30 protein-coding genes, 1 tRNA gene and 1 pseudogene are annotated in these 22,591 nt (G+C 68.4%); 24 read left to right on the top strand and 8 right to left on the bottom strand.

Going from position 1 to position 22,591, the window contains the following annotated elements:
* From OCH7691_RS23265 to OCH7691_RS10950, 14 genes and pseudogenes are all read left to right on the top strand, one after another.
* Positions 1-479: pseudogene (locus tag OCH7691_RS23265) on the top strand (hypothetical protein); the annotation flags it as partial.
* Positions 479-802, top strand: coding sequence for a hypothetical protein (locus OCH7691_RS11005; RefSeq protein ID WP_085883405.1), 324 nt, complete (start codon positions 479-481; stop codon positions 800-802). The pseudogene OCH7691_RS23265 and the gene OCH7691_RS11005, both read left to right, overlap by 1 nt.
* 11 nt (positions 803-813) lie before the next feature.
* Positions 814-1,131 carry a helix-turn-helix domain-containing protein gene (locus tag OCH7691_RS11000; RefSeq protein WP_139839625.1) on the top strand — a complete coding sequence of 106 codons (318 nt, stop codon included), beginning with the start codon at positions 814-816 and terminating at the stop codon, positions 1,129-1,131.
* A 15-nt stretch (positions 1,132-1,146) separates the two neighbouring features.
* Positions 1,147-1,443 carry a hypothetical protein gene (locus OCH7691_RS10995; RefSeq protein WP_085883403.1) on the top strand — a complete coding sequence of 99 codons (297 nt, stop codon included), beginning with the start codon at positions 1,147-1,149 and terminating at the stop codon, positions 1,441-1,443.
* Positions 1,444-1,445: 2 nt separating this feature from the next.
* Positions 1,446-1,910 (top strand): hypothetical protein, encoded by a 465-nt coding sequence (locus OCH7691_RS10990; RefSeq protein WP_085883402.1) that lies wholly within the window; start codon positions 1,446-1,448, stop codon positions 1,908-1,910.
* Complete coding sequence (locus OCH7691_RS10985) at positions 1,900-3,573, top strand: hypothetical protein (RefSeq protein WP_085883401.1); 1,674 nt, start codon at positions 1,900-1,902, stop codon at positions 3,571-3,573. The genes OCH7691_RS10990 and OCH7691_RS10985 overlap by 11 nt, the downstream gene beginning before the upstream one ends.
* 13 nt (positions 3,574-3,586) lie before the next feature.
* Positions 3,587-3,997: a hypothetical protein gene (locus OCH7691_RS10980; RefSeq protein WP_085883400.1), complete on the top strand. Its 411-nt coding sequence runs from the start codon at positions 3,587-3,589 to the stop codon at positions 3,995-3,997.
* Positions 3,997-4,353, top strand: coding sequence for a phage fiber-tail adaptor protein (locus tag OCH7691_RS10975; protein ID WP_085883399.1), 357 nt, complete (start codon positions 3,997-3,999; stop codon positions 4,351-4,353). The genes OCH7691_RS10980 and OCH7691_RS10975 overlap by 1 nt, the downstream gene beginning before the upstream one ends.
* A complete protein-coding gene (locus OCH7691_RS10970) occupies positions 4,350-4,631 on the top strand; it encodes a hypothetical protein (protein ID WP_085883398.1) in 282 nt (93 codons plus the stop codon). Before OCH7691_RS10975 ends, OCH7691_RS10970 begins: the two co-directional genes overlap by 4 nt.
* The gene (locus OCH7691_RS10965) at positions 4,631-5,113 is read left to right on the top strand and encodes a hypothetical protein (protein ID WP_085883397.1); all 483 of its coding nucleotides are present in this window, start codon (positions 4,631-4,633) and stop codon (positions 5,111-5,113) included. Before OCH7691_RS10970 ends, OCH7691_RS10965 begins: the two co-directional genes overlap by 1 nt.
* Positions 5,114-5,304: 191 nt before the next feature.
* A complete protein-coding gene (locus OCH7691_RS23260; protein WP_176245001.1) occupies positions 5,305-5,466 on the top strand; it encodes a hypothetical protein in 162 nt (53 codons plus the stop codon).
* A gap of 84 nt (positions 5,467-5,550) precedes the next feature.
* Positions 5,551-5,898, top strand: coding sequence for a hypothetical protein (locus OCH7691_RS10960; protein WP_085883396.1), 348 nt, complete (start codon positions 5,551-5,553; stop codon positions 5,896-5,898).
* Positions 5,899-5,911: 13 nt separating this feature from the next.
* A complete protein-coding gene (locus OCH7691_RS10955; RefSeq protein WP_139839624.1) occupies positions 5,912-6,184 on the top strand; it encodes a hypothetical protein in 273 nt (90 codons plus the stop codon).
* Positions 6,177-6,896 (top strand): lipase family protein, encoded by a 720-nt coding sequence (locus OCH7691_RS10950; protein WP_085883394.1) that lies wholly within the window; start codon positions 6,177-6,179, stop codon positions 6,894-6,896. Before OCH7691_RS10955 ends, OCH7691_RS10950 begins: the two co-directional genes overlap by 8 nt.
* A gap of 97 nt (positions 6,897-6,993) precedes the next feature.
* Here the strand turns inward: OCH7691_RS10950 and OCH7691_RS23505 are convergent, their stop codons facing one another.
* On the bottom strand, positions 6,994-7,335 hold the full coding sequence (locus OCH7691_RS23505; RefSeq protein ID WP_085883393.1) for a hypothetical protein: 342 nt from the start codon (positions 7,333-7,335) through the stop codon (positions 6,994-6,996).
* 132 nt (positions 7,336-7,467) lie between these two features.
* Between OCH7691_RS23505 and OCH7691_RS10940 the strand changes: the two genes are divergently transcribed.
* Positions 7,468-7,543 (top strand) — tRNA-Asn (locus OCH7691_RS10940).
* A 63-nt stretch (positions 7,544-7,606) separates the two neighbouring features.
* Here OCH7691_RS10940 and OCH7691_RS10935 read toward each other — a convergent pair.
* The 6 genes from OCH7691_RS10935 to OCH7691_RS10910 all read right to left on the bottom strand — a co-directional run bounded on the left by OCH7691_RS10935 (position 7,607) and on the right by OCH7691_RS10910 (position 13,758).
* Positions 7,607-8,707 (bottom strand): cyclase family protein, encoded by a 1,101-nt coding sequence (locus tag OCH7691_RS10935; protein WP_217807903.1) that lies wholly within the window; start codon positions 8,705-8,707, stop codon positions 7,607-7,609.
* 173 nt (positions 8,708-8,880) lie between these two features.
* Complete coding sequence (locus OCH7691_RS10930; RefSeq protein WP_176244999.1) at positions 8,881-9,831, bottom strand: LpxL/LpxP family acyltransferase; 951 nt, start codon at positions 9,829-9,831, stop codon at positions 8,881-8,883.
* 211 nt (positions 9,832-10,042) lie between these two features.
* Complete coding sequence (locus tag OCH7691_RS10925; RefSeq protein WP_176244998.1) at positions 10,043-10,624, bottom strand: FecR family protein; 582 nt, start codon at positions 10,622-10,624, stop codon at positions 10,043-10,045.
* 313 nt (positions 10,625-10,937) lie between these two features.
* On the bottom strand, positions 10,938-11,612 hold the full coding sequence (locus OCH7691_RS10920) for a FecR family protein (RefSeq protein ID WP_085883390.1): 675 nt from the start codon (positions 11,610-11,612) through the stop codon (positions 10,938-10,940).
* Positions 11,613-11,704: 92 nt separating this feature from the next.
* On the bottom strand, positions 11,705-12,721 hold the full coding sequence (locus tag OCH7691_RS10915; RefSeq protein ID WP_085883389.1) for a 2OG-Fe(II) oxygenase: 1,017 nt from the start codon (positions 12,719-12,721) through the stop codon (positions 11,705-11,707).
* A 71-nt stretch (positions 12,722-12,792) separates the two neighbouring features.
* Complete coding sequence (locus OCH7691_RS10910; protein ID WP_085883388.1) at positions 12,793-13,758, bottom strand: GlxA family transcriptional regulator; 966 nt, start codon at positions 13,756-13,758, stop codon at positions 12,793-12,795.
* Positions 13,759-13,952: 194 nt separating this feature from the next.
* Between OCH7691_RS10910 and OCH7691_RS10905 the strand changes: the two genes are divergently transcribed.
* Positions 13,953-15,062, top strand: a complete 1,110-nt coding sequence (locus OCH7691_RS10905; protein ID WP_085883387.1) for an S-(hydroxymethyl)glutathione dehydrogenase/class III alcohol dehydrogenase — start codon at positions 13,953-13,955, stop codon at positions 15,060-15,062.
* 124 nt (positions 15,063-15,186) lie between these two features.
* Positions 15,187-15,828, top strand: coding sequence for a response regulator (locus tag OCH7691_RS10900; protein ID WP_085883386.1), 642 nt, complete (start codon positions 15,187-15,189; stop codon positions 15,826-15,828).
* 19 nt (positions 15,829-15,847) lie between these two features.
* Here the strand turns inward: OCH7691_RS10900 and OCH7691_RS10895 are convergent, their stop codons facing one another.
* Positions 15,848-16,297: a DUF4864 domain-containing protein gene (locus tag OCH7691_RS10895; protein ID WP_217807902.1), complete on the bottom strand. Its 450-nt coding sequence runs from the start codon at positions 16,295-16,297 to the stop codon at positions 15,848-15,850.
* Between the two features lie 188 nt (positions 16,298-16,485).
* Between OCH7691_RS10895 and OCH7691_RS10890 the strand changes: the two genes are divergently transcribed.
* From OCH7691_RS10890 to OCH7691_RS10860, 7 genes are all read left to right on the top strand, one after another.
* On the top strand, positions 16,486-17,430 hold the full coding sequence (locus OCH7691_RS10890; protein ID WP_085883385.1) for a bifunctional helix-turn-helix transcriptional regulator/GNAT family N-acetyltransferase: 945 nt from the start codon (positions 16,486-16,488) through the stop codon (positions 17,428-17,430).
* Positions 17,427-18,314, top strand: coding sequence for a DMT family transporter (locus tag OCH7691_RS10885; RefSeq protein WP_217807901.1), 888 nt, complete (start codon positions 17,427-17,429; stop codon positions 18,312-18,314). The genes OCH7691_RS10890 and OCH7691_RS10885 overlap by 4 nt, the downstream gene beginning before the upstream one ends.
* Before the next feature lie 124 nt (positions 18,315-18,438).
* Complete coding sequence (locus OCH7691_RS10880; protein ID WP_085883384.1) at positions 18,439-19,461, top strand: cysteine synthase A; 1,023 nt, start codon at positions 18,439-18,441, stop codon at positions 19,459-19,461.
* Positions 19,458-20,186 (top strand): alanyl-tRNA editing protein, encoded by a 729-nt coding sequence (locus OCH7691_RS10875; RefSeq protein WP_085883383.1) that lies wholly within the window; start codon positions 19,458-19,460, stop codon positions 20,184-20,186. The genes OCH7691_RS10880 and OCH7691_RS10875 overlap by 4 nt, the downstream gene beginning before the upstream one ends.
* Positions 20,187-20,199: 13 nt before the next feature.
* Positions 20,200-21,054, top strand: coding sequence for a 3-mercaptopyruvate sulfurtransferase (sseA, locus tag OCH7691_RS10870; protein ID WP_085883382.1), 855 nt, complete (start codon positions 20,200-20,202; stop codon positions 21,052-21,054).
* The gene (locus OCH7691_RS10865; protein ID WP_085883381.1) at positions 21,051-21,605 is read left to right on the top strand and encodes a GNAT family N-acetyltransferase; all 555 of its coding nucleotides are present in this window, start codon (positions 21,051-21,053) and stop codon (positions 21,603-21,605) included. The genes sseA and OCH7691_RS10865 overlap by 4 nt, the downstream gene beginning before the upstream one ends.
* 150 nt (positions 21,606-21,755) lie before the next feature.
* Positions 21,756-22,562 carry a hypothetical protein gene (locus tag OCH7691_RS10860; RefSeq protein WP_085883380.1) on the top strand — a complete coding sequence of 269 codons (807 nt, stop codon included), beginning with the start codon at positions 21,756-21,758 and terminating at the stop codon, positions 22,560-22,562.
* Positions 22,563-22,591 lie beyond the last annotated feature (29 nt).

Below are 22,591 nucleotides of genomic sequence, written 5' to 3'. Positions count from 1 at the left end.
GCATGGAGGCCGGCTACGGCGCGCTCTACCAGGTCTTCGCGGCCGACCAGACATACCGCTACTGGAAGATCGCGGTCGCCGATGCCGCCCCGCTGGCCGGCTATTTCGACATCGGGCGGATCGTCCTCGGCCCGGCGTGGAAGCCGGCGCGGAACCCGTCCTGGGGCGCGCAATGGACATGGGCCGACGAAAGCCGGCGGACCCGGAGCCGGGGCGGCCAGAGCTATACCGACATCGGCGCCCGCTATCGCGTCGTCGAGTTCGAGCTCGGCTACCTGGACGAGACGGAGGCCTTCGGCCCGGCCTTCGAGATCGACCGCGTGGCCGGGCTCTCCGGCGACGTGCTCGCCATCGCCGACGAGGACGCGAGCCTGCTCGCCCGACGCGCCGTCTGGGGGCAGATCGAGCAGGCGACGCCGCTGGTGCTCCAGCGCGCCGGGAAGGTCGTCAAGCGGTATCGGATCACGGAGAGGAAATGATGGCCGACAGCGACCGCGACACCCGCCCGCCGGCCAGCCGGAGCGCGATCGAGCGCCACGCGCAGACGCTGGTCGGCTTCGTGATCTGCGGCCTGATCGGATGGGTCGGCGTCTCGGTCGCCGACAGCCGCGAGGCAGTGGCCCGGCTCGACGAACGGGTCGTCAGCCTCACCGACACGGTGCGGGAGCTGCGCGGCGAGGTTCGCCAGACCCGCGACGGCGGGATGACGAAGACAGAGGCCGCCGCCGAATTCGGGCGGGTCTGGTCGGCCCATGTCGACCTGAAGCGCCGCGTCGACCTGCTCGAGCGCGGCGATCATTGAAGGCCGCCGCGGTGACCGGCGCCCTGACCGAAAGCGAGCTGATGACGATCGGGCGCGTCCTGAACGTCTGCGGCCTGTCGCCAGTCGAAATGCGGATCGTCAACGCGCTGCTTTGCCATCCCTACCCGCTCGGCCGCCGTGAGCTGATGCGCATCATTCATGCCGGCGAGGCTGCCGGCGGGGCGGTCGATGACGGAACGATCTATGTCCACGTCTGGCGGATCCGGCAGAAGACGGCCTGGGCCGGGATCCGGCTGATCTGCGAATACACGCGCGGCTACGCGCTCGATTACCGGGCCGGCCGGAGCGGCTGGCTCAAGACCGCATGATGAAAGGGTGACGACATGCGCAAGACGATCATCGCCGGCCTGCTCTGCCTCTGGGCGGCGCCGGCGCTCTCCGCCGACCTGTGCGGCAAGACCGATTCCATGGTCAACAGCATGGCCGCCAGCGAGGCGCGGCTGGTGTTGCTGTTCAAGGGCCTGCATCCGCAAATCGGCGCGTCCGGGGTGATGCTGTTCGGCAATTCCATCGCGGGCGACTGGGTGCTGGCGTTCGAGCGGGACGGGGAGCTTTGCGTGACCGAGCAGGGCAACGGCTTCGTTCGCTTCGACGAGGTCTTTGCCCCGAAGCCGGAATAACGATGCCCGAGCTGCTGGTCTACGCCGCCGGCCCGGTAGACCGGGACCCGAAGCTGCTGCGCCGGGGATCGATCCTGCGGGCGGAGCCCACGGGCTTCCAGTGGGGCAAGCGGGAGAGTTTCGCCGCCTGGCGCGCCGCCGGCGGCCGGCCGGAGGATTGGCACGGCAAGACGGTGGTCGTCGTCGTCCCGGACATCGATCTGAGCCTCGAGGACGCCCGTAGCCTGGCCGAGCCCGCCTATGTCGTGGTGCGGAATGGCCGGGAATTCCCGAACGTCGAGCCCGGCCGCGATGACGAGCTCCGCCCGATCGCGCGCCGCAAGGTGACGCTGGACCTGGACGCGACGACGGACGCCGGCCCCGGCGTCCGCCTGCTCTCCGGCCCCGCGCTCGGTCGGGCTCTCGCTGCCCGACCGGGGCTCGACCGCGCCGGCCGAAATCTCGGGAGGCTGGTCCTTGGTCGCTAAATCCGTCAAGCCGTCCGGCGGGGATTACACCTCGCTCGACACCGCGCTCGCGACCGAGGCGGGCGACCTGTCCTCCATCGGGCCGATCGACTTCGAGATCTGGACGTTTCCCGGCGGTCTGGACGAAGAGGTCGGGATCTACCAGGGCGACGGCTGGACCAACGCGAGCGCGGTCAACCGGATCCTGATCACGGCCGCGGCCGGCGAGAGCTTCGTCGATGCCGGGCCCGCGACGCCGCTTTACTGGGATACCGCCTTCGCCCATGTCGACAAGTCCTCGAACTACCAGAACACGATCGACATCGACGTCAACTACGTCACCCTCTCGCGGCTGATGATCGGCCATTCCGGCGGCTTCAACGGCCGGGTGATCAAGGACCTGCTGAATCACACCAGCATCGACCAGTGCATCGTCTACGGCACCCAGGGCAATCTCGTTCTGATCGATATCGGCGGCAGCTCCGGGGTGATGCAGCGCTCGGTCGTCATCCTGGACAATGACGGTAACGGCTCGGCGCTCTACTTCTCCGGCGGCGAAGTCTCGAACGTCACCGCCGTGCGGCCCTCGGGCCTGGCCTCTGCCGGGCTCGGCATCCGCCGCCAGTTCGGCACGCCGGTCGCGAAGAACTGCGCCGCCTTCGGTTTCGAGCAGGACTTCGCCGGCACCTGGGCGGGGGGCACCGACTACAACGCCTCCGGCGACGCGACGGCGCCCGGCGCCGGTTCGCTGACCTCGATCGTCTTCGCGGACCAGTTCGAGAACGCGGCAAACGATTTCCGGACGAAGGCGACCGGCGACCTGCAGGCCGGCACCTCGACCGGCACGCCCGCGACCGACATCTTCGGGACCGCGCAGCCGACGCCCTACTGGATCGGCGCCCATGTCCCGGCGAGCGGCGCGATCGAGGGCGCCCCGGCCGACCTGACCGCGTCGCCGGCTCTCGACGCGGCGGCCGGCTCGACCGGCTGGACGGGCGCGCCCGCCGATGCGACGGCGGCGGTGGCCTTCGACCAGCCGGCCGGCGCCCTGGTGTTCACCGGCAACCCGGACGACCCCGCGATCGGCCCCGTGGTCGACACCGTCACCGGCGCGGTGCTGGTGTCCGGCGCGCCGGCGGGCCTGGCCAGCGATGTCGCGCTCGACCCGGCAATCGGCACCGTCGGCGCGTTCGCCGGCGACCCGGCCGACCTGGCGGCCGCGGTGGAAATCGATCAGGCCCCCGGCACCGTTTCGGGCGCCGGGACGCCGGCCGACCTGGTGGCCGCCCCGGAGATCGACGTGGCTGCCGGGATATTCACCGTACCGGCCGGGATGCCGGCGGACCTGACGGCCGCGCCGTCGATCGACGGAACCGCAGGCGGCGTTGCCTGGACCGGCGCCGGCGCCGATCTCTCGACCGCGCCGTCGATCGACCAGGCGGCCGGGACGGTGTCGGTCACCGGCCTTCCGGACGACCTGGCGATCGCACCGGCCAACGACAACGCCACCGGCACGGTCGCGGTCGCCGGCAACCCGGACGACATGACGTCGGCGATCGAGATCGGCTCGCCGGCCGTCGCAAGCGGCCCGGTCAGCACCGATCCGGATCGAACGGCCGCCGCGCCGGCGTCAACCCGAACCGCGGCCGCGACCGCATTGTCCCGCCGCGCTGAAGCGGCCTGAGCAGGAGACCATCATGGCAAAATCTTCCCCCGACTGGGTCAAGGACGCGAAGCTCGAGGCGATCGCCGACAACTGCGACAAGCTCGTGCTTTGCGAAGGCGAGCCTTCGACCTACAGCCACGTCTCGAACAACAAGGGCGTGTCGGACGGCAAGCGGCTCGGCACCGTCGATCTCACCACCGGCGCCGGTGGCGGCGACTACACAATCGCCGACAACGACGGCGGCGGCGGCGGCCGGATGCTGACCATCGGCGCGCAGACCGGCCTGACCGTCGACGTCAACGGCGACTGGGACCATGTCGCGCTGGTCGACAGCGTCAATTCCCGGCTCGGCCCGGTGACCACCAAGACCAGCCAGGCGATCACCACCGCCGGGACGGTCGATGTCGCCGCCTTCGCGATCCGCGACAAGGATCCGACCTGATGGCAATTCCGGGCGAGGCGATCGCCTGGGCCGAACCGCTCGACCCGGCCGATTACAAGGAATATGTCGCCGACTGGGCGGCGGTCATGGCGGGCAACGGCGACGCCACGATCGCGTCCGCGGTCGTGGCGCTCTCGGCCGAGGCGGTCGCCGCCGGCGTCGAGATCGACGAGGTGACGAACCCCCCGTCGAACGACGGCGCGGCGGTGACGATCTGGTTCCGGGTCAACGCGGCGAACCAGCTCGACGCCGGCTTCGATGGCACCGGCGCGACCTTCGGCGTCGAGATCACGGTGACCGATTCGGACGGCCGCACCCTGCAGCGGACCTGGAAACTGACGGTGAGGCAGCGATGAGCGTGACGGTCATCAACAATCGCCGCTGGCGCGCCAGCTATATCCTGGCCGACGGCACACCGGCCGGCGCCGCCTGGTCGTCCATGCGCGAGCTCGCGCCGGCCGACGTGGCGCGCACCGGGGCCACCCATTTCATCGCCGTGCCGCGCCATCCGACCCCGCCGCCGCGCGGTGGCCAGGTGCAGTACGCGGGCCAGATCTACGACGTGCTGGCGGTCGAGCGCTCGCCCGAGAGCGCCGATTTCCGGCGCGTGATGGTCCGCCGGGCGGCGCGCTGATGCGCATCGCGCTCGCCCGCCAGGTCGAATCGCTGGTCATCGCCCCGGTGCTCGGCTCGCTCGGCGCGGTCGAGCCGCGCCTCGGCAGCGTCGCGGCCCGGCAGCTGTTGCTCGGCACGCTCGCGGTCGAGACCGGCGGGATCTGGATCAAGCAGAATCCCGGCCCGGCGCTCGGCTGGTGGCAGATGGAGCCGGCGACCCATGACGACCTGGTCGCGCGGATCTGGCGCCAGCCGGAGCTCGCGTCCTGGATGCACGCCAACTTCGGCCGGCCGTTCGTCGGCGGCGCGGCCGAGCTCGCCGGCAACGCCTTCTACGCGGCGGCGCTGGCCCGGCTCTATTACTGGTTCGATCCGCAGCCGTTGCCCGATGCCGGCGACCTGGCCGGCCTCGCCGGCTACTGGAAGCGGGTCTGGAACACCGCCGCCGGCGCCGGGCGGGAAGAGAAATTCGCGCGCCTGCTCGGGCCGCTGATCGCCTGAGGCGAAGAAGCAATTCCGCGATCCGTCGCCGCTCGATCTCTTGCAGGGAATGCAAGGGTTCAGACAGCAAAACGGGGCCGCTCGCGACCCCGTTTCACTCGCACCAGGCGCCCCTCCCACAAAAAGCGCGAGGTCACACTCACCAGGCGCGGCTTATACCACGCGCCCGTCATGAACGAAAGGAGCCAGACATGATCGCTGAAACCCGCAAGGCGTGGGCCGGTGCCCTCGCCGCCGTCATCACCGGCACGCTCGGCTACTACTTCAACGTGCCCGCCGAGATCCTCGTGCCGCTCGGATCGGTCATCACCGGTGCGGTCGTCTATTTCGTCTCGAACCGCGAGCGCGCATGATGCGCGCGCTCGCCCTCCTCTCCGTCCTGCTGGCGCTCGCCGGCTGCGGCACCTATGACCGCGTCTTCAAGAAGGAATGAGCCGATGCAGATTTGCATGGAACATTGGGGAGAGTTGCGCCGGGCGATTTCAGCGCGTGGGCTCGATCATCTGGTCGCGACTTCCGGCGAAGAGGCGGCGGAAGCGCTCACGCGCCAGATTGAGGGCGAGGATGACCCGAGAAACGACTTCGACCCCCTCATGAATGCCAATTGGGCCATCCACGGTCAGTATCTCCAAGACGTTGGTCTTGGCGCGCTGGTCGGCCAGAAGTGTCCGCTGTGCGAGGTGGAGAAGAGCCGCGCCGGTCTCGCGACGAATTGGATTGAGGGGTGTGCGGAAGACCAACTTCAACAAGCCCGGGCGCTCGATCTTGTCGCTGGGGTTCAATAGAAGGAGTGTGGCCGTGCGCTACATCATCCCCCTCGCGGCCCTGCTGGCGCTTGCCGGCTGCGGCACCTATGACCGCGTCGCACCGCTGGTCGACAGCTACGGGGCACAGGCGGCCGAACGCGCCCATCTGGCCGGCCGCTACGTCGTCTGCCAGGCAACACCCATCGGCACCGTCGACCGGCTCTACCCGGCCGGGACAGAGCGCCAGCGCTACCGGGCCTACTGCCGCACGGGGGATCTTCTCGAGCCCCTGAGCGAGGACCAGGTCAAGTCGCTCGATGAATAGGCGGCATGCCTGGTGGGCCGTCCGCGCCGCCGCCGTCGCCTACGAGACCGAGGCGGCCGGGTTGGCGCTGGCGACCGCCTACGGCTTCGTCGCCTATCGCTATATCGAGGTCGGGGACAGCCAGGCCGTCATCGTCGAGACGCCGGAGGGCGCGGTCTACGCGGTGATTCGCGGCACGCAATTCCGGGTCCGGCGATCGTGGTCCGACATCTTCACGAACGGCTTCTGCGACCAGGTGCCGTGGATCTACGGTGGCCACGTCGCCGCCGGCTACCTGGCCCACGCGGAGCGGCTGATCGAGGCGCTTGCCAGGGCACTCGCCGGCGCCCGCGACGTCATCATCGGCGGGCACTCGATGGGCGGCGCCGTGGCGCTGCCGCTGGCCCGCCGGCTCGACGCCGCTGGCGTGATCACCTTCGGCGCGCCGCGCTTCGGCGACAGTGCCTTCGCGGCGGAGTTCCGCGCCTGGCTCGGCGAATCGCTCGCCTGGCACATGCGGTTCGTGAACCGAGGCGACCCGGCCCCGGCCTTCCCGTTCGGCGGCGTCGTCGCCGGCAGCAAGCCGCAGCGGGGGGCCGGCTGGGCGCACGACTGCCCGGCGATCCCGATCCGGGGTGGCGGAGTATTCCTGGGCGCCCATGACATCGAGCGCTACATTCGCGGCGTCGACCGCTGGATGGCGACCGGCGAGGTGGGACACTACCTCCTGTAAGTCATTGAAAACAAAGGCGGCGGGAAAGTGTCCCACTTCCACGTAAGTCATTGATATCATTGGACTGGTGATCCCCGGTCCAGGCCTCCATTTTTCCTCAGCGACGACCGTCCGCACCCGGCCTCCCGGCGCGGCCCGGTCCACCGGCAGGCGCTCCCTTCCCCGCGTCCGATCCCCGCCCCGAAGGTGCGGATTGCCGGCGCGCGCCGAGGCGCAGCCAGGCCGGCCTTTCGCGCCCCCACCAGACCTCGACCCGGCGACGCAGGCGGCGAACCGCCGGCAGATCGATGGACAGCACCATCGCGCCGAGCGGGATCATCCAGAAACCGAGCACCGGCAGGAAGCCGAGCAGCCCGCCGATGACCAGCAGCACGCCGATCGCGATGCGCGCGACACGCGAGGCCGGAAGACGTTTTCGAACTTTGCGGAGCGGCGACATGACGGCCAGATTGCCGGTTCGCCGGAAACCGTCAAGCGGCCGCGGACCGATGCCCTCGAATTCCGGGGAAAGCAGGGCTTGTGAAGCTCTGGGGGGTTTGCTATACACCGCCCGCCCGCAAGGGAGCACTGATCCCCGGTAGCTCAGTTGGTAGAGCAGGTGGCTGTTAACCACCCTGTCGCTGGTTCGAGTCCGGCCCGGGGAGCCAACAGACGAAGGGGCCCGGCATCACTGCCGGGCCCCTTTTTCTTGCCCGCCTGGCCGCCGCCGGTCAGCCCTTGGGCGCGCCGATCGCCACCGGCCGGACCGGGGAGCCCGACGCCCCTTCAGAGCGCAGCGGCAGGATCATCACGCAGGACGTCCAGACCTTGTCGGCGGCAAGCGCGCCGAGCCTGGCATTCTGGATCTGGTGCAGGCCGTTGACGGCGAGATTCTGGTGATGAATCGCGAAGGGCAATCCCTCGTCGCCTTTCTGCGGTGCGTTGGCCTTACCCTGGAGCTGCCCGGCCGCCACCGGATCGGTGAAGGGATTGTCGAGCGAGACGAGCACCGCCTTCCGCTCGGCCAGGTATTCCGCCGCGTCGAAGCCCAGCCCCGGCCCCATGAAATAATAGTCCTTCGCCTTCTCGGCGTCGTCCCAGCGTTCGCCCCAGCCGGTATGGATCAACACCACGTCGCCCGGCAGAATGCCCCGCCAGGCGAGGCCCTCGGCCTCCAGCATCGTCTCGATATCGGCACGGCTGACGATCTGCCCGGGCTCGAGCGCCTTGCCGCCGCCGATGAAAGCCTGGGCATCGAGCAGCACCGCGGTGGTCACGATCGGCGGGACATTCTCGACCCCGAGCTTGAGCAGCGGCCCGGCCGGATCCGGCTTCACCTCGGCCTGCTTGTAACCGCCGTAGTAGGTCGCAGCGTCGGCAGGGAAATCGCCCTCCCCGGACCAGGCCTCGCCGAGATAGGCGAAATGGCCGAGGGCATCGAGTTGGGTACCCTGGGCGCCCGGCTCGCCGCTCAGGACCTGCTCCCCGTTGAAGGCGTGCTTCGTGCCCGGGATGCCGACGGTCGGGCGATACTCGTACTTGAGCGGCACCCCGAACGGCGACATCGGCATGTCGTTCGAGCGGACATGGCTGAGTTCGTAGGACTTCGCGCCATCGGCCGACATCTCCGCGGCGCAACGCAACCAGGTGCCGGGGCCCAGCGTGTTCGCCATGCCGACCTGGTCGCCGGCCGGCCACGGACCGCCCGGCGTCATGGCGACCGAGCGGTCGACCAGCGCCTTCTCCGCCGCCGTCTCGGCCTGCGCGCCCTGTAGTAGTGTCACGGCGCCAAGCAGCAGCGCCGTGCCCGCAATCGCTGTCCTGAGCAACATTCCGTCCCTCCCCTGTTATCGCCGGAGTTCGGATGCGACCCGGCGCTTCTGGCGCGACATCGGGGATGCCGCGAAACTCGGTCAGAAACGATAGGCAGGAGAAATATGCGTTTGCAAGCTTTCTCCACGGAGACGATGGATGGCGAAACAGGGCCGGCCGCGAGGCCCGGCGGTCAGCGGTCCTCGACGACCAGATTCCAGCCGCGCCACTGCTCGGGATAGCGGACGACGAGGTCCTCGAGCCCAGCGACGAACTGGCCGAGCACGGCATCGACCCGCGCCTCGCGGTCTCCGTCGGCGGGAAGCTCGAGCGGCGGCCGGATAACGACCCGGAAAAGGCCCGGCGCGCTCTCGACAATATGAACGGGAATCAGCGCCGCGCCTTCGTTGAAGGCAAGATTGACCGGCCCGACGGGCAGCTCGATCCGGGCGCCGAGGAACGCCACCGGGCGGACCTGCTTCGCGGTCCGGGTCAGCGAGATCGTGACCAGAAGGCCACGCCGCAGCGCCTTCTTCACGCTCCGGAGCGCCTTGACGCCGAGCGCCCCGGTCATCTCGATTCGCGCGGCGAGGAAACGCCGCTCGATCCGGATCTGCAGCGGGTTCAATACGGCCATGCCGAAGCGGCTGCCGCTGAAGCCATGTTCGGGGCGGCCGAGATGGAGAATGTCGAAACCTTCCCCGGCGAGCGCGATCTTGCCGACAAGATCGGCATGGGTGAACGGCGCAAGCCACAGGATGGCGCCGCCCGGCGCGCTGCGGGCGGCCTGCAGGTGCTCCAGGCCCTCGAATTCGACATCCGGCCGCCAGGAGGGATCGCGCCACAATCTGAGCAGCTGCAGACGGGCGAGCAGGACTGCCGAGACCTGCCGCTCCGCGAGCTTGTCCGGACGGGCGCCGACCTGGCCCGCGACGGCGAACCGGCGTGCCACCCTGTGACGCAGGACCCGGTTCCCCAGGGGACCGCGGGCGAACAGGCGGCCGATGGCCGAAGCCGAAGCCTGCCAGCGCCTCTCCGGCAGCAACCAGGCAACGGGAAGCAACAGGATGAGCAGGACGACCTGGATCAGGTCACCGGAATCGAAGAGCTTCGTTCTCGCCTTCTCGCCTGGCAACACTGTCACCCGTTCCTGTCGCGCCCGGAACGCAGTCCGCCGGCCGCATATGGGGGCTTGCCGGTCGATCGTCCGACCGGTCAGCCAATCCATAATTATATCGAAAGCATTAATTAATCACATAACGCCGGCAGCGTCGGGATCGTCCACGGAGAGGTTCCGGTAGCCATGCACGGCTGCCGGAACGTCACCGGGTCAGGCGATTGTCACGCCCCCGTCCCTATTCCTCGCTGCTGCTGCTGCTGCCCAGGTCATTTTCGCCGCCGTCATTGCCAGGGGTGCTGCCGGCATCGTCCAGGCCAACATCGGGGTTCCGGAAGGCCTGGCCGATCTGCCCGGAACTCGCCCCCATGGCGACCGTGACGGACTGTCCCGCGGCGACAGAGATCCCCGGACCGCCGGCCGCCGGTGTGACATCCACGGCCCCTTCGAGGACCGAGATCGTGGTGTTGCCCGCGGCGTCGACAGTGGCGATGAAATCGGTGCCGCGCACGCCGATGGTCGCCGACGGCGTGGTGAAGCTTATGCCCGACTTGGTCATCTTGCCGGTGACGAACCGGAACACGCCCTTCGACAGGTTGACCGCCATCTGGCCGTCGGTGGTCGCCGGGTTGTAGACGAACTCATCGAGCTTGACGGTGCTGGCGCTGCCCAGCCGCAGCACAGACTGGTCGAGAAACTCCATGTGAAGCGCGCCGCTGGTGACGGTCTCCACCACTTCGTCCTGATCGACGGAATCGGGCTTGTAGAGATCGCGCCGGGCTTCTGTCGGCGGGGTCCCGTAGGCCCAGACCTTGACCATGGTGACCTGGCCGACCGGTTCGGCCTGTGACGCGGCAAACGGTACGACTGACGCTGACACGGCAAGCAACGCCGCTACGCAAAACACACGCATTGTTGAACTCCCTTGGATTTCGACGGATTGGGCGAGAAGTGTGGAAACGGATAAGCCGACAAGCCGGGCGAAGGCCCGGCCACGGCGCGAATGCCTCAATGCAATAGCTGAAATATAATCAATCGCAAGGGAAGAGCGCCAGCCGGACCGCGATCCACCGCGGTGACCGTGCTCACATTCCGTGGCGACCGGGCGGCTCCGGCGTATCGATCGCGGCGGTTCAGCCGCCCTCGCCGCCACCCCCGCCGCCGCCCGGCCCGCCGCCGGAGCCGTCGAAGCCCTCGTCCTCGCCGAGGCCGGGGTCGACTGTCTCGAAACCGTTGCCGAGTTCGCCGGTTTCGCCATTCAGGGAGACGGTCAGGTCCTGTCCCGCCGCAACCGAGACCGGGGCTCCGCCGGCAAGAGGCGTCACGATGACCTCGCCGGAATAGACCGTGATCCGGGTCGTGCCGTCCTCACCGACCAGGGCCGCGAAATCGGTACCGCGGACCCCGATCGTCGCCGACGGCGTCCGGAAGAGAATCCCCGATTTCGCCATGTTGCCCGAGATGAAGCGGAACGTGCCCTTCGACAGGTTGATCGCCATTTCGCCGCTGCTGGTCGAGGGGTCGTAGACGAATTCATCCAGCGTGACCGTACTGGCGCTGCCAAGTCGCAACACCGAATCGTCGAGGAAAGACAGATGCAGGGCGCCGCGCGTTACGGTCCTGACGACTTCGTCGGAATTGACGGCCTCCGGCTCGAAAAGATCCCGGGTGGCCTGGTTCGGCGGGGTTCCGTATGCCCAGACGCTGACCATGGTAACCCGGCCAATCGGATCGGCGAGCGCGCCTGCGGTGGGCACGAACACCAGCGCGGATGAGGCGAGCAAGGCCGCCATGAAAGTCCTGTGCATCGGTAAACTCCCCCTCTTTTCCTGTCTCTCCGGTTCTTCTGCCCGGCCTTCGTCGTTCGTGTATTCGCAGGGCCGGCAAGCCGCCGTCCGGCTCAGTAAAGATGGGCGCCGAGCAGGAACCGGCTCCCGGCGGTCACCGGCCGCACGCCATGCAGCAGCGACGCCGACCAGACGACCGCCGTCCCGGTTTCGACGTCGTAGAATTCCCCGCCATACTCGGGAAAGGTCAGGCCGCCCCCTTCGTATTCGCCTGCATTGAGCAGCACGCCCACGGTGAAGCGGCGATGGGCGGTCGGCTTGGTCGGGTTGTCGCGATGGGCAGCGAGAAAGCCGCCGGCCTCGGCCGCGTAACACGCGATCCGGTAATCCTCACGCGACTTGATGCGATACTGGAACGCCTTCTCGATTTCCGGACCGAGCCGTTTCGGCACGATCGCGTCGAGCGCCGTGACCAGATCCCGGTCGCGCAGCACGAGCTGGCTGACGGCGGCGGTATCGTTGCCGATCGCGACCTTGAAATCGCCGGTTTCCTTCTCGAAGCCCTCGCTCTTCAGGCCGTCGCCCTGGTAGACGGTCGAGACGTCGCGCCACTTGGCGACAAGCCGGGCACAGATCTCAGTCGACAGGAACCGGGGCAGGACGAGGACCGGCGGATGCGTGGCGATCGGCCTGGCCGACCGCGCCGCCGCCGCCGCCTCGATCTCGGCGTGTGCCGCCGCGAGTTGCGTCTCCTGCGGTTGCCCTGAATAGATGTGGGTGATGCGCTGGTTGGCGTCCGTCACCACGACCGCGGCCCCGGCCTCACCGGCGATCGCCTCGCGCAGCTTGCCTCCGCGGTCGGGCAAATGGCGGAACCGGGGGTGGTTGCCGCCGGGGGCTCCGGTCGCCGGGCCCGCCGGGGGATCACCGCCGATCAGGATGACCCAGGCGCCCTCGTCCGCGATTTCGAGGCCCTGCCGCCGCGCCCGTTCGGTCGCGCCGCCATCCCGGGACGGCGGGCAGACCAGCACCATCGGCCAGCCGGTGACATGATCCTCGTAAGAGTGAAAATGCCGCCCCTCGGAATCCTTGCTCTGGAAAATCGGCGCCCGATCGCCGGCTGCCAGCATGGCCCCTACCCTTCAATGCGCAATATGCATCGGCCCTCATGTTACGAAACTGGAACGGGCAAGGCCACCCGTCAGGCCAACGCGGAATCCTCGCGCGGCGAGCGGCCGAACAACTGGCGATAGCAGCGCGAGAAATGCGAGGCCGAGGTGAAACCGCAGGCGACCGAGACGTCGAGGATCGACATGCCCGTCTGGCGCAGCAGAAGCTGCGCCCGTTGCAGCCGCATCTCCCGGTAGTGCCGCGACACCGTGCAGCCGAGATGCTTGCGGAACAGCCGTTCGACCTGGCGGGTCGAGAGGCCCACCGCGTTGGCCAGATCGGACCGGCTCACCGGATCCTCGAGATGGCAGCCCATCTGCTCGATGATGGAATAGAGCTTCGGCGATTTGACCAGGAGGCGGGAATTGGTCGCCCGGCGCTGGCGCTCGTTCGGCTGGCGGATGCGTTCCAGCACGAACTGGTCGCAGATCGCGTCGGCGAGCGCCTTGCCATGCTCGGCCGCGATCAGGTGCAGGATCAGGTCGGCCGTCGCCAGCCCGCCGGAGCAGGTGAAGCGGTGCCCGTCGACCTCGAATAGTTCGCCGGTCAGGTTGAGATCGGGAAACTCCTCGGCCAGGCTCGGCAGGCTTTCCCAGTGGATGGTGCAGCGCCGGTCGCCGAGCAGGCCGGCACGGGCCAGCAGGAAGGCGGCGGTGCATATTCCGCCGAGCGGAATACCCTGCCGGTCGGCCCGGCGCAGCCAGCCGATCAGCCGACGGTCGGCAAGCTGCGGCCCGACGATGCCGGACAGCAGCAGGTACCGGTCGACGCGCAACGGCTCGCCGATCGCCGCGTCGGCGATGATCGAGATCCCGCTGGAGGACGCCACCGGCTCTCCGTCGACGGAGATGATTCGCCATTCATAGAGTGTTCTCTCGCTGAGCCGGTTCGCAGAGCGCAGCGGTTCGATGATGGCGCTGAAGTCCATCATTGGAAACTGGTCGACCAGAACGATGCCGTAGCATCGCGGTTCCGGACTGGCGAACCCGTATGTCATGCTGGGATTCGCCCCCTCATGCCCACATGTCGCGTTTCACGCCATAAACGATAGGCGAGAACAGCGGGCCTGAAAATAGCGCGTTGCATGGTTTCGAAGATCGTTGTTCGGCACGGGGCATTGTTTTGTCGGCCTCGCGTGGTAACAATCCCGGCGACGACGTTGTTTCAGACAGGTGTGAAAGGAAGCAGGACATGGACGTACGTGCCGCCGTCGCCCACCAGGCAGGCCAACCGCTGACCATCGAGACCGTGCAGCTGGAAGGTCCGCGCGAGGGCGAAGTCCTGGTCGAGATTAAGGCGACCGGCATTTGCCATACCGATGCCTTCACCCTGTCCGGCGACGATCCCGAGGGGCTGTTCCCCGCCATCCTCGGCCACGAGGGCGCGGGCGTCGTCGTCGAGGTCGGGGCGGGCGTCCGCTCGCTCAAGCCCGGCGACCACGTCATTCCGCTTTACGTACCGGAATGCCGGCAGTGCAACTATTGCACCAGCGGCAAGACCAATCTCTGCCAAGCCGTGCGCGAGACCCAGGGCGCCGGCCTGATGCCGGACGGGTCGAGCCGCTTCAGCCTCGGCGGCAAGCCGGTGCTGCACTACATGGGCACCTCGACCTTCGCCAACTACACGGTCGTGCCGGAGATCTCCCTGGCCAAGATCCGTGAGGACGCGCCGTTCGAGAAGGTCTGCTACATCGGCTGCGGCGTCACCACCGGGATCGGCGCGGTGATCAACACCGCCAAGGTCGAGCCCGGCGCCAACGTCGTGGTCTTCGGCCTCGGCGGCATCGGCCTGAACGTCATCCAGGGCGCCCGCCTTGCCGGCGCCGACATGATCGTCGGCGTCGATCTCAACGAGTCGAAACGGGCGCTGGCCGAGAAGTTCGGCATGACGCATTTCGTCAACCCGAAGGAGGTCGAGGGTGACCTGGTGCCCTACCTCGTCAACCTGACGAAGGGCGGCGCCGACTATTCGTTCGAATGCATCGGCAACGTGAAGACGATGCGCCAGGCGCTCGAATGCTGCCACAAGGGCTGGGGCGAAAGCATCATCATCGGCGTTGCCGGTGCCGGCCAGGAAATCTCGACAAGACCGTTCCAACTGGTCACCGGCCGGGTCTGGCGCGGCACCGCCTTCGGTGGCGCCAAGGGCCGGACCCAGGTGCCGCAGATCGTCGACTGGTACATGGACGGCAAGATCAACATCGACGACCTGATCACGCACGTGATGCCGCTTGACGAAATCAACACTGCCTTCGATCTCATGCATGAAGGCAAGTCGATCCGCTCGGTCGTGACGTTCTGAGCGGACTGTTACGCGACGATTGCGCGGCGGCGCGGAGCTATCGGCGCGACGGGACTGAGGTTCCGCCGCGCCGACCGGTTCGGGCCGTGTTCTGCGGGTCGGTCCAGGGATCGGGTTACGGATCATGAAAATTCTGTTCGCGGACGATCACGAGATGGTGCGGGAGGGATTCCGGGCGTTCGTCGAGATGGCCCGCCCGGAACTCGAGCTTGTCGAGGCGGATTCGCTCGAAGGCGCCATCGATGCCGTCAGAAAGCTCGATTCCGCGCCCGACCTCGCGATCCTCGATCTTCGCATGCCCGGGATGAACGGACTGGACGGCATCGACCGCTTCCGGGCCGCCTGCCCGCACGTGCCGCTGGCGATCATTTCGGCATATGTGCGCCGGCTCTACCAGCAGGGCGCGATCGAGCGCGGGGCCCGGGGCTTCATTCCGAAGAGCCTGGAAGCACCCGACCTCCTCGCCGCGATCGAGACCATTCTGGATGGCCAGACCTTCCTGCCGCCACCCCGGGGCCGGACAGCCAGCGGTGAACGGAGCGGCGGTGCGGCGGGCTCGTCCAGTCCGCTCGACCTCCTGACCGCGCGTGAGCAGGATGTCCTCACGCTGCTCTGCGGCGGCAGCGCCAACAAGGATATCGCCCGCCGCCTGGAACTTCAGGAGGTCACGGTGAAAGTCCATCTGCGCGGCGTGTTCCGCAAGCTCGGCGCGCAGAACCGCACCCAGGCGGTCCAGATCGCCCGGGAACTGGGCTGGCAATCCTGAGGCGCAACCGGCGGCCGGCTCAGACCGCCTCTTCCTGCGCCTCGACCAGCACGCAACCGTTGATCAGCCAGCGCCCGTCCGCCTGGCGCTCCATCTCGTAGATCGCCAGCACGACGGCGCCGTCGGCGCCGACGACGAGAACTTTCTGCACGATCGTCCCGTTGATGACCTCGATGCCGCGGAAGTCGTAGTCTCGGGACCGGTAGACCGGCGGATAGCCGCCGCGCACCATGGCCATGAAATTGCCGACCGTCTGGAAGATAGAGCGGATCTTCGGCGCTGCCTGGGCGAAGGCGGTTTCGCCATCGTCGACGCGGAACGCCTCGAGTTGCCGGGTGATGACCGCGTGAATCGCCGTCCTGTCGGTCTCGCTGACCGCTACGGCGCCCGCCTCGGCCGCCAGACTGCCCGCGGGCTTCTGGACGGCAAGGACCAGCACCAGGGCGAACATGAGTGACGCCTTGAGCATCTGATCTCCTCCTTCGCTGCCTGAATGTGATTACGCGCTTCCCCGCGTCCCGGATCAAGTGACCGGGATCACCGCAGGCGCCGCGACTTCCGCCAGGGGCGGAAATGAACGACGTCGCGACCGATTTAGTTGACTGAGTCAAATATCCGGATCATGCTGATCTTCTGACCAGCGATACAGGCAAGCCCATGACCGGAGAACCGAACCACCAGGCCGAGAGCGCCGTCGACCGCATCCGGCGCTTCAACCGCTTCTATACCCGCCAGGTCGGCGCCCTCGACGAAGGCCTGCAGGGCACCTCCTTCACGCTGACCGAGACGCGGGTGCTCTACGAGCTCGCCCACTCGCCGGACATCAGCGCGTCGGCGCTCGCCGCCGGCCTCCGTCTCGACCCGGCCTATCTGAGCCGCATTCTGCGCAGTTTCCGCGAACGCGGCCTCGTCGCTGGCACACCGTCGGCCGAGGACGGGCGGCGCGTCCTGCTCAGCCTGACCGAGCAGGGCTGGCGGACCTTCCGGCCGCTCGAGGAGAAGACCAAGACCGACATCGGGCGCCTGCTCGAGACGATCCCTGACGCCGACCAGGTTCGCCTGCTCGATGCCATGGCGACGATCGAGACGGTGCTCGGCGCCGGCGCGACCGGCGGGACGGATCCCTCGGTCGTGCTCCGCCCGCACCGGATCGGCGACATGGGTTGGGTCATCCATCGCCATGCCGCGCTCTATTCCGAGGAATATGACTGGGACGGCAGCTTCGAGATCATGGTCGCCGAGATCGCCGCGCAGTTCCTGCGCGAGTTCGACCCGGAGAAGGAAAGCTGCTGGATCGCCGAGATCGACGGGCGGATCGCCGGCTCGGTCTTCGTCGTGCGGAAGGACGGCGGGACAGCCCAGCTCCGTCTGCTCTATGTCGAACCCTGGGCGCGCGGCCGCGGCGTGGGCCAGCGGCTGGTCACCGAGGCGGTCGATTTCGCCAGGCGGACCGGCTACCGGCGCATGATGCTCTGGACCAACGACATCCTGCATGCCGCCCGGCGCATCTATGAGGACAAGGGCTTCCGGCTGGTCGAGGAGAACCGGCACGAAAGCTTCGGCAAGACACTGATCGGCCAGGTCTGGGACCTGGAGCTTTGACCGGGCGGCCGGTGGCGGCGGCACTGGCCGCGGCCGGCACCGGTTTCCAGGTCGGCGCGGCGATCGTCGCCACCCGTTTCGCGATCGCCGAGATCGGTCCGGCGAGCCTTGCCTTCCTGCGCTACGGGATCGGCTTCCTGTTCCTGGTGCCGGCCCTGCTGGCCTTTCGCCGGGTGCCGTTCGCGCGCCGGGACATCCTGCCGATCGCGGTTCTCGGCATCGGCCAGTTCGGAATCCTGATCGTGCTGCTCAACATCGCGCTGCAGTCGATCAGCGCGGCGCGCGCGGCCTTGATCTTCGCGACCTTTCCGCTGCTGACGATGCTGATCGCCGCGATGCTCGGCCGCGAACGCCTCGGTCCCCTCAGCCAGTTCGGTGTCCTGCTGACCGTGGCCGGTGTCGCCGCCGCGCTCGGCGGCAAGGCGGTCGGCGACGGGCCGGCGGCGCTGCCCTGGCTCGGCTACGGCGCGGCCTTCGCCAGCACGCTCACCGGCGCGGTCTGCGCGGTCTTCTACCGGCCCTACCTGGAACGCTACCCGGCGCTTCAGGTGAGCGCCTTCGCGATGGCCGCCTCGGTCGCCTTTCTCGCCGTCTTCGCCGCCGGCGAGGGCCTGTTCGCGGGCCTTCCCGACTACAGCGGACAGGCGCTCGGGGCCGTGCTCTTCATCGGTGTCTCGAGCGGCATCGGCTACTGGCTCTGGCTATACGCGCTGACCCATGCCTCGCCGTCGCGGGTCACGGTTTTTCTCGGCCTGAGCCCGATCACCGCGGCGCTGCTCGGCGTGCCGGTGCTCGGCGAACCGCTCGGCTGGGCAACGCTCGCCGGCCTCGGCATCCTGCTCGCCGGGCTCTGGCTCGCGCTGCGCGGGCCCCGCGCCGCCTGACACCCCGAACTTCGCCGGAAAGCTCCTTCCCGCGCGGGACAACGGTCCCGAGTGTGCTTGAACCGGTCAAGGCGCCCTCGTACATTGTCGTGAAATCATCATTCATATGAAAGTGCGCTCCCCCATGGATATTAAGGACGGGATGGTCGCGGCAATCGGCAATACGCCGCTCATCCGGCTTCGCCGGGCTTCGGAAATTTCGGGCTGCGAGATCTACGGCAAGGCCGAATTCCTCAATCCCGGCGGCTCGGTCAAGGACCGCGCGGCGCTGGCCATCATTCTCGATGCCGAGGAGCGCGGTCTGCTGGAGCCGGGCGGCGTGATCGTCGAGGGCACCGCCGGCAATACCGGCATCGGCCTGGCGCTGGTCGCCGACGCCCGCGGCTATCGCACCGTCATCGTGATGCCGGACACCCAGACCAAGGAGAAGCGTGAACTCCTGACGATCTGCGGCGCCGATCTCCGGCTCGTCCCGGCGCTCCCCTACCGGGACCCGAACAACTACGTCAAATATTCCGGCCGGCTCGCCGAGGAACTCGCCAAGAGCGAGCCGCACGGCGCGATCTGGGCCAACCAGTTCGACAATGTCGCCAACCGGACCGGCCATTACCGGACCACGGGCCCCGAGATCTACGCCCAGACCGACGGCACCATCGACGGCTTCATCTGCGCCGTCGGCACCGGCGGCACGCTGGCCGGGACCGCGATGGCACTGCGCGAGAAGAAGCCCGGCGTGAAGATCGGCCTCGCCGATCCGATGGGCGCGGCGCTCTACAACTACTACGCCAACGGCGAGCTGAAGTCGGAAGGCAGCTCGATCACCGAAGGCATCGGCCAGGGCCGGATCACCGCCAACCTGGAAGGCCTGGAGGTCGACTTCCCCTACCAGATTCCCGACGCCGAGGCGCTCGAGGTGCTCTACGACCTGGTCCGCTACGACGGCCTGGCGCTCGGCCTGTCGACCGGCATCAACGTCGCCGGCGCGATCCGCATGGCCCGCGAGATGGGCCCGGGTCACCGGATCGTCACCATCCTCTGCGACACCTCGGCCAAGTATCACAGCAAGATGTTCGACGTCGCGATGCTGCGCGAGAAGGGCCTGCCGCCCGCGCCCTGGCTGAAGGACGCCGGCGAGGCCGCCGAATGACCGAGGACCTGTTCCGCGCGGATTCCTACCTGCGAAGCTGCGAGGCCACGGTGACCGCCGTCAACGAGCGCGGCGGCATCGTCCTCGACCGCACGGTGTTCTATCCGACCGGCGGCGGCCAGCCCGGCGACACCGGCCGCTTGCGCCTCGGCGACGGCCGCGAGATCCGGATCGTCACCACGGTGAAGGGCGACAGCCCGACCGAGATCGTCCATGTGCCGGCCGAGGGCGAGACCGCGCCCGGGGTCGGCGCAACGGTCACCGCCGAGATCGACTGGGAGCCCCGACACCGGCTCATGCGGATGCATACCTGCCTGCACCTGCTCTCCGCCGTGATGCCCTATCCGGTGACCGGCGGGCAGGTTTCCGATGGCAAGGGCCGGCTCGACTTCGACCTGCCGGAACTCGAGACCGGCAAGGAAGAGATCTCGGAGGCGCTCAACCGGCTGATCGCCGGGGCCCACCCGGTGACCGCCGATTCGATCAGCGACGCCGAGCTGGACGCCCGTCCGGAACTCGTCAAGACGATGTCGGTGCAGCCGCCGCGCGGCGTCGGCCGGGTACGGCTGATCCGGGTCGCCGACCTGGACTTGCAGCCCTGCGGCGGCACCCACGTCGCCAACACCGCCGAAATCGGCCCCGTCGAAGTCCGCAAGATCGAGAAGAAGGGGCGCCAGAACCGTCGCGTCACCGTCGTCTTCGCCGATCCGTCACCATCCGCCTGAGGAACGCCCGCTCATGAGTTACGCCAACCCGTCCGCCCTGGTCAGCACCGACTGGCTGGCGGAACACATGAACGCCCCCGACATCCGCATCGTCGACGGCAGCTGGCACATGCCGCACCTGAGGCGCGATGCCCGGGCCGAATACGAGGCCGAGCACATCCCCGGCGCGGTCTTCTTCGACATCGACGAGATCGCCGACAGCGACAGCACGCTGCCGCACATGCTGCCCTCGCCGGAGAAGTTCGCCAGCCGGGTCCGTCGCCTCGGCCTCGGCGACGGCAACCGGATCGTTGTCTACGACAGCAACGGCTGCGTCAGTGCCGCCCGGGTCTGGTGGATGTTCCGGATCTTCGGCCACAGCGACGTCGCCGTGCTCGACGGCGGCCTGCCGAAATGGCTGGAGGAAGGACGGCCGACCGAGAACCGGCCGACGCTGCCCCGAGAACGGCACTTCTCGGCCCGCTTCAACACCATGCTTGTACGCGACGTCGAACAGGTTCAGGGCCTTGTCGGCAGCGACCGGGAGCAGATCCTCGACGCCCGCTCGGCCGGCCGCTTCGCCGGGATCGAGGCCGAACCGCGGGCGGGCCTGCGCTCCGGCCACATGCCGGGGGCGAAGAACCTTCCCTACGGCGAGCTTTTCAACCCGGACGGCACCTTCCTCTCGGCCGACGCCCTCCGCACCCGTTTCGAGCAGGCCGGCATCGGCCTCGGCCGACCGGTCGTCACGACCTGCGGCTCAGGCATTACGGCCTGCGTACTGGCTCTCGGGCTGCATCTTCTCGGCCATCGCGACACCGCCGTCTATGACGGCTCCTGGACCGAATGGGGCGGCCGCGACGATACCCCGGTCGAGACCGGCGCATGACCGGGGCCGATCGCGCGACACCGCCCCGGGCGGTCGACGGCAAGTGGCCGGTCACGGTCACCTACCTGGAAATGCGCGAACGGCCGCAGCGCCCGACGGTCCCGCGGCCGGCCGTCCGGATCGCCCTGATGCGGGCCGAGAAGCCGACCGTTTCGTTCTATCGCTACCTCTACGACGCGGTCGGCCGGTCCTGGTACTGGTACGAACGCAAGCGGCTCTCCGACGCGGCGCTGCGCGCGATCATCCAGGACGAGAAGGTGGAAGTCGTCGTGCTCTATGTCGCCGGCGTGCCGGCCGGTTATGCCGAGCTCGACTGCCGCAAGGACGGGGTCGTCGACCTCGCCTATTTCGGCCTGGTGCCCGAGTTCATCGGCCACGGCCTCGGCGGCTATTTCCTCAACTGGGCGATCGACGAGGCCTGGCAGCGCGGCCCGGAACGGGTCACCGTGAACACCTGCACGCTGGATCATCCGCGCGCGCTGCCGCTCTACCAGCGGCTCGGCTTCGTGCCTTACCGCCGCGCCGACCTGATGATCGACCCGCCGCGCTGAAGCCCCGGCCGGCCCACCGGCGCGCGCAATCGTGAAGTCGGGCAATATCGCCGCCGCTTGACCGGGACGCGGCGAAATGAAACCCTGTGGAAGCGTCTATACCGCAAGCGCCGGGCGGCGCGACTGACCGGCGCAGGAAGGAGCCCCGAGATGGCCGTTTCCCCCCGTCGTCTTGCGTCCCTCGTCGCGTTCTGCCTTTCTCTGCCCGCCGGTGCCGCCCTCGCGGCGCCCCAGATCATCGCCGTCGCGGCCAGCGACCTGCCCGTACCGACGCAATGCGCGCAGGGTCTCTGCGGCGCCGAATTCACCAGCATCTGCCTGCAGGAACATCGCGCCTCCCCGGTCGAGGGCACGCGCTATGACGTCGCCGGCGGCGAGGGTATCGAGATCATCGCCACGCTCGACGACGGCAATGTCATGACCTTCGACGGCACGCGCCATCTCCGCATCACGACCGCCCGCGGCCACAACGCGGTCGCGATCGCGCTGGACGTCGATACCGTCCGCCAGCTCGGCATCCGGGATTTCTCGATCCGCGTCGGCAAGAGCGTCTCGCTTCTGCCCCGCGCCCGCCCGGACGACCCGAACCCGCAGGAGGATTTCGAGGTGACGCTTGCGACCGGCCCCTGGCGGACGATCGCCAGCCGCTATTTCGAGGGCACGGACGGCAATGCCGGCGCCGCCGGCCTGACCAGCCGGATGATCAACGCCCTGCCGCCGCAGGGCCGCGGCGAGCCTTCACTGCGCGACGGCCTCTGGCACCGGGTTACCGGCGGAACCGCCGCCGCCCGTTATGGCGACAATGCGAAAAGCAAGGCAAAGACGACCTATGACCGCTGCCACGCGCTCACCCGGGGCGGATCGGAAACACTGCGCGAGTGCCTCGGCAGCTATCACGACATCATGATCGGCAAGTCGAACAGCGAATACTGGGAGGCATTGCGGAACGGCAGCTGAGGCATCGTCCGGCCATCGACAGGAAAAGG

This window comes from Oceanibacterium hippocampi (genome assembly GCF_900172325.1).
GTDB lineage: Bacteria > Pseudomonadota > Alphaproteobacteria > Sneathiellales > Sneathiellaceae > Oceanibacterium > Oceanibacterium hippocampi.
This window is presented reverse-complemented; position numbering and strand designations above follow the sequence as displayed.

Coding starts and splice junctions, on each gene's coding strand:
- OCH7691_RS11005 (WP_085883405.1), top strand. CDS start 479: ATGGCCGACAGCGACCGCGACACCCGCCCGCCGGCCAGCCGGAGCGCG.
- OCH7691_RS10995 (WP_085883403.1), top strand. CDS start 1,147: ATGCGCAAGACGATCATCGCCGGCCTGCTCTGCCTCTGGGCGGCGCCG.
- OCH7691_RS10990 (WP_085883402.1), top strand. CDS start 1,446: ATGCCCGAGCTGCTGGTCTACGCCGCCGGCCCGGTAGACCGGGACCCG.
- OCH7691_RS10980 (WP_085883400.1), top strand. CDS start 3,587: ATGGCAAAATCTTCCCCCGACTGGGTCAAGGACGCGAAGCTCGAGGCG.
- OCH7691_RS10975 (WP_085883399.1), top strand. CDS start 3,997: ATGGCAATTCCGGGCGAGGCGATCGCCTGGGCCGAACCGCTCGACCCG.
- OCH7691_RS10970 (WP_085883398.1), top strand. CDS start 4,350: ATGAGCGTGACGGTCATCAACAATCGCCGCTGGCGCGCCAGCTATATC.
- OCH7691_RS10965 (WP_085883397.1), top strand. CDS start 4,631: ATGCGCATCGCGCTCGCCCGCCAGGTCGAATCGCTGGTCATCGCCCCG.
- OCH7691_RS23260 (WP_176245001.1), top strand. CDS start 5,305: ATGATCGCTGAAACCCGCAAGGCGTGGGCCGGTGCCCTCGCCGCCGTC.
- OCH7691_RS10960 (WP_085883396.1), top strand. CDS start 5,551: ATGCAGATTTGCATGGAACATTGGGGAGAGTTGCGCCGGGCGATTTCA.
- OCH7691_RS10950 (WP_085883394.1), top strand. CDS start 6,177: ATGAATAGGCGGCATGCCTGGTGGGCCGTCCGCGCCGCCGCCGTCGCC.
- OCH7691_RS23505 (WP_085883393.1), bottom strand. CDS start 7,335: ATGTCGCCGCTCCGCAAAGTTCGAAAACGTCTTCCGGCCTCGCGTGTC.
- OCH7691_RS10935 (WP_217807903.1), bottom strand. CDS start 8,707: ATGTTGCTCAGGACAGCGATTGCGGGCACGGCGCTGCTGCTTGGCGCC.
- OCH7691_RS10925 (WP_176244998.1), bottom strand. CDS start 10,624: ATGGTCAAGGTCTGGGCCTACGGGACCCCGCCGACAGAAGCCCGGCGC.
- OCH7691_RS10920 (WP_085883390.1), bottom strand. CDS start 11,612: ATGCACAGGACTTTCATGGCGGCCTTGCTCGCCTCATCCGCGCTGGTG.
- OCH7691_RS10915 (WP_085883389.1), bottom strand. CDS start 12,721: ATGCTGGCAGCCGGCGATCGGGCGCCGATTTTCCAGAGCAAGGATTCC.
- OCH7691_RS10910 (WP_085883388.1), bottom strand. CDS start 13,758: ATGACATACGGGTTCGCCAGTCCGGAACCGCGATGCTACGGCATCGTT.
- OCH7691_RS10905 (WP_085883387.1), top strand. CDS start 13,953: ATGGACGTACGTGCCGCCGTCGCCCACCAGGCAGGCCAACCGCTGACC.
- OCH7691_RS10900 (WP_085883386.1), top strand. CDS start 15,187: ATGAAAATTCTGTTCGCGGACGATCACGAGATGGTGCGGGAGGGATTC.
- OCH7691_RS10895 (WP_217807902.1), bottom strand. CDS start 16,297: ATGCTCAAGGCGTCACTCATGTTCGCCCTGGTGCTGGTCCTTGCCGTC.
- OCH7691_RS10890 (WP_085883385.1), top strand. CDS start 16,486: ATGACCGGAGAACCGAACCACCAGGCCGAGAGCGCCGTCGACCGCATC.
- OCH7691_RS10880 (WP_085883384.1), top strand. CDS start 18,439: ATGGATATTAAGGACGGGATGGTCGCGGCAATCGGCAATACGCCGCTC.
- OCH7691_RS10875 (WP_085883383.1), top strand. CDS start 19,458: ATGACCGAGGACCTGTTCCGCGCGGATTCCTACCTGCGAAGCTGCGAG.
- sseA (WP_085883382.1), top strand. CDS start 20,200: ATGAGTTACGCCAACCCGTCCGCCCTGGTCAGCACCGACTGGCTGGCG.
- OCH7691_RS10865 (WP_085883381.1), top strand. CDS start 21,051: ATGACCGGGGCCGATCGCGCGACACCGCCCCGGGCGGTCGACGGCAAG.
- OCH7691_RS10860 (WP_085883380.1), top strand. CDS start 21,756: ATGGCCGTTTCCCCCCGTCGTCTTGCGTCCCTCGTCGCGTTCTGCCTT.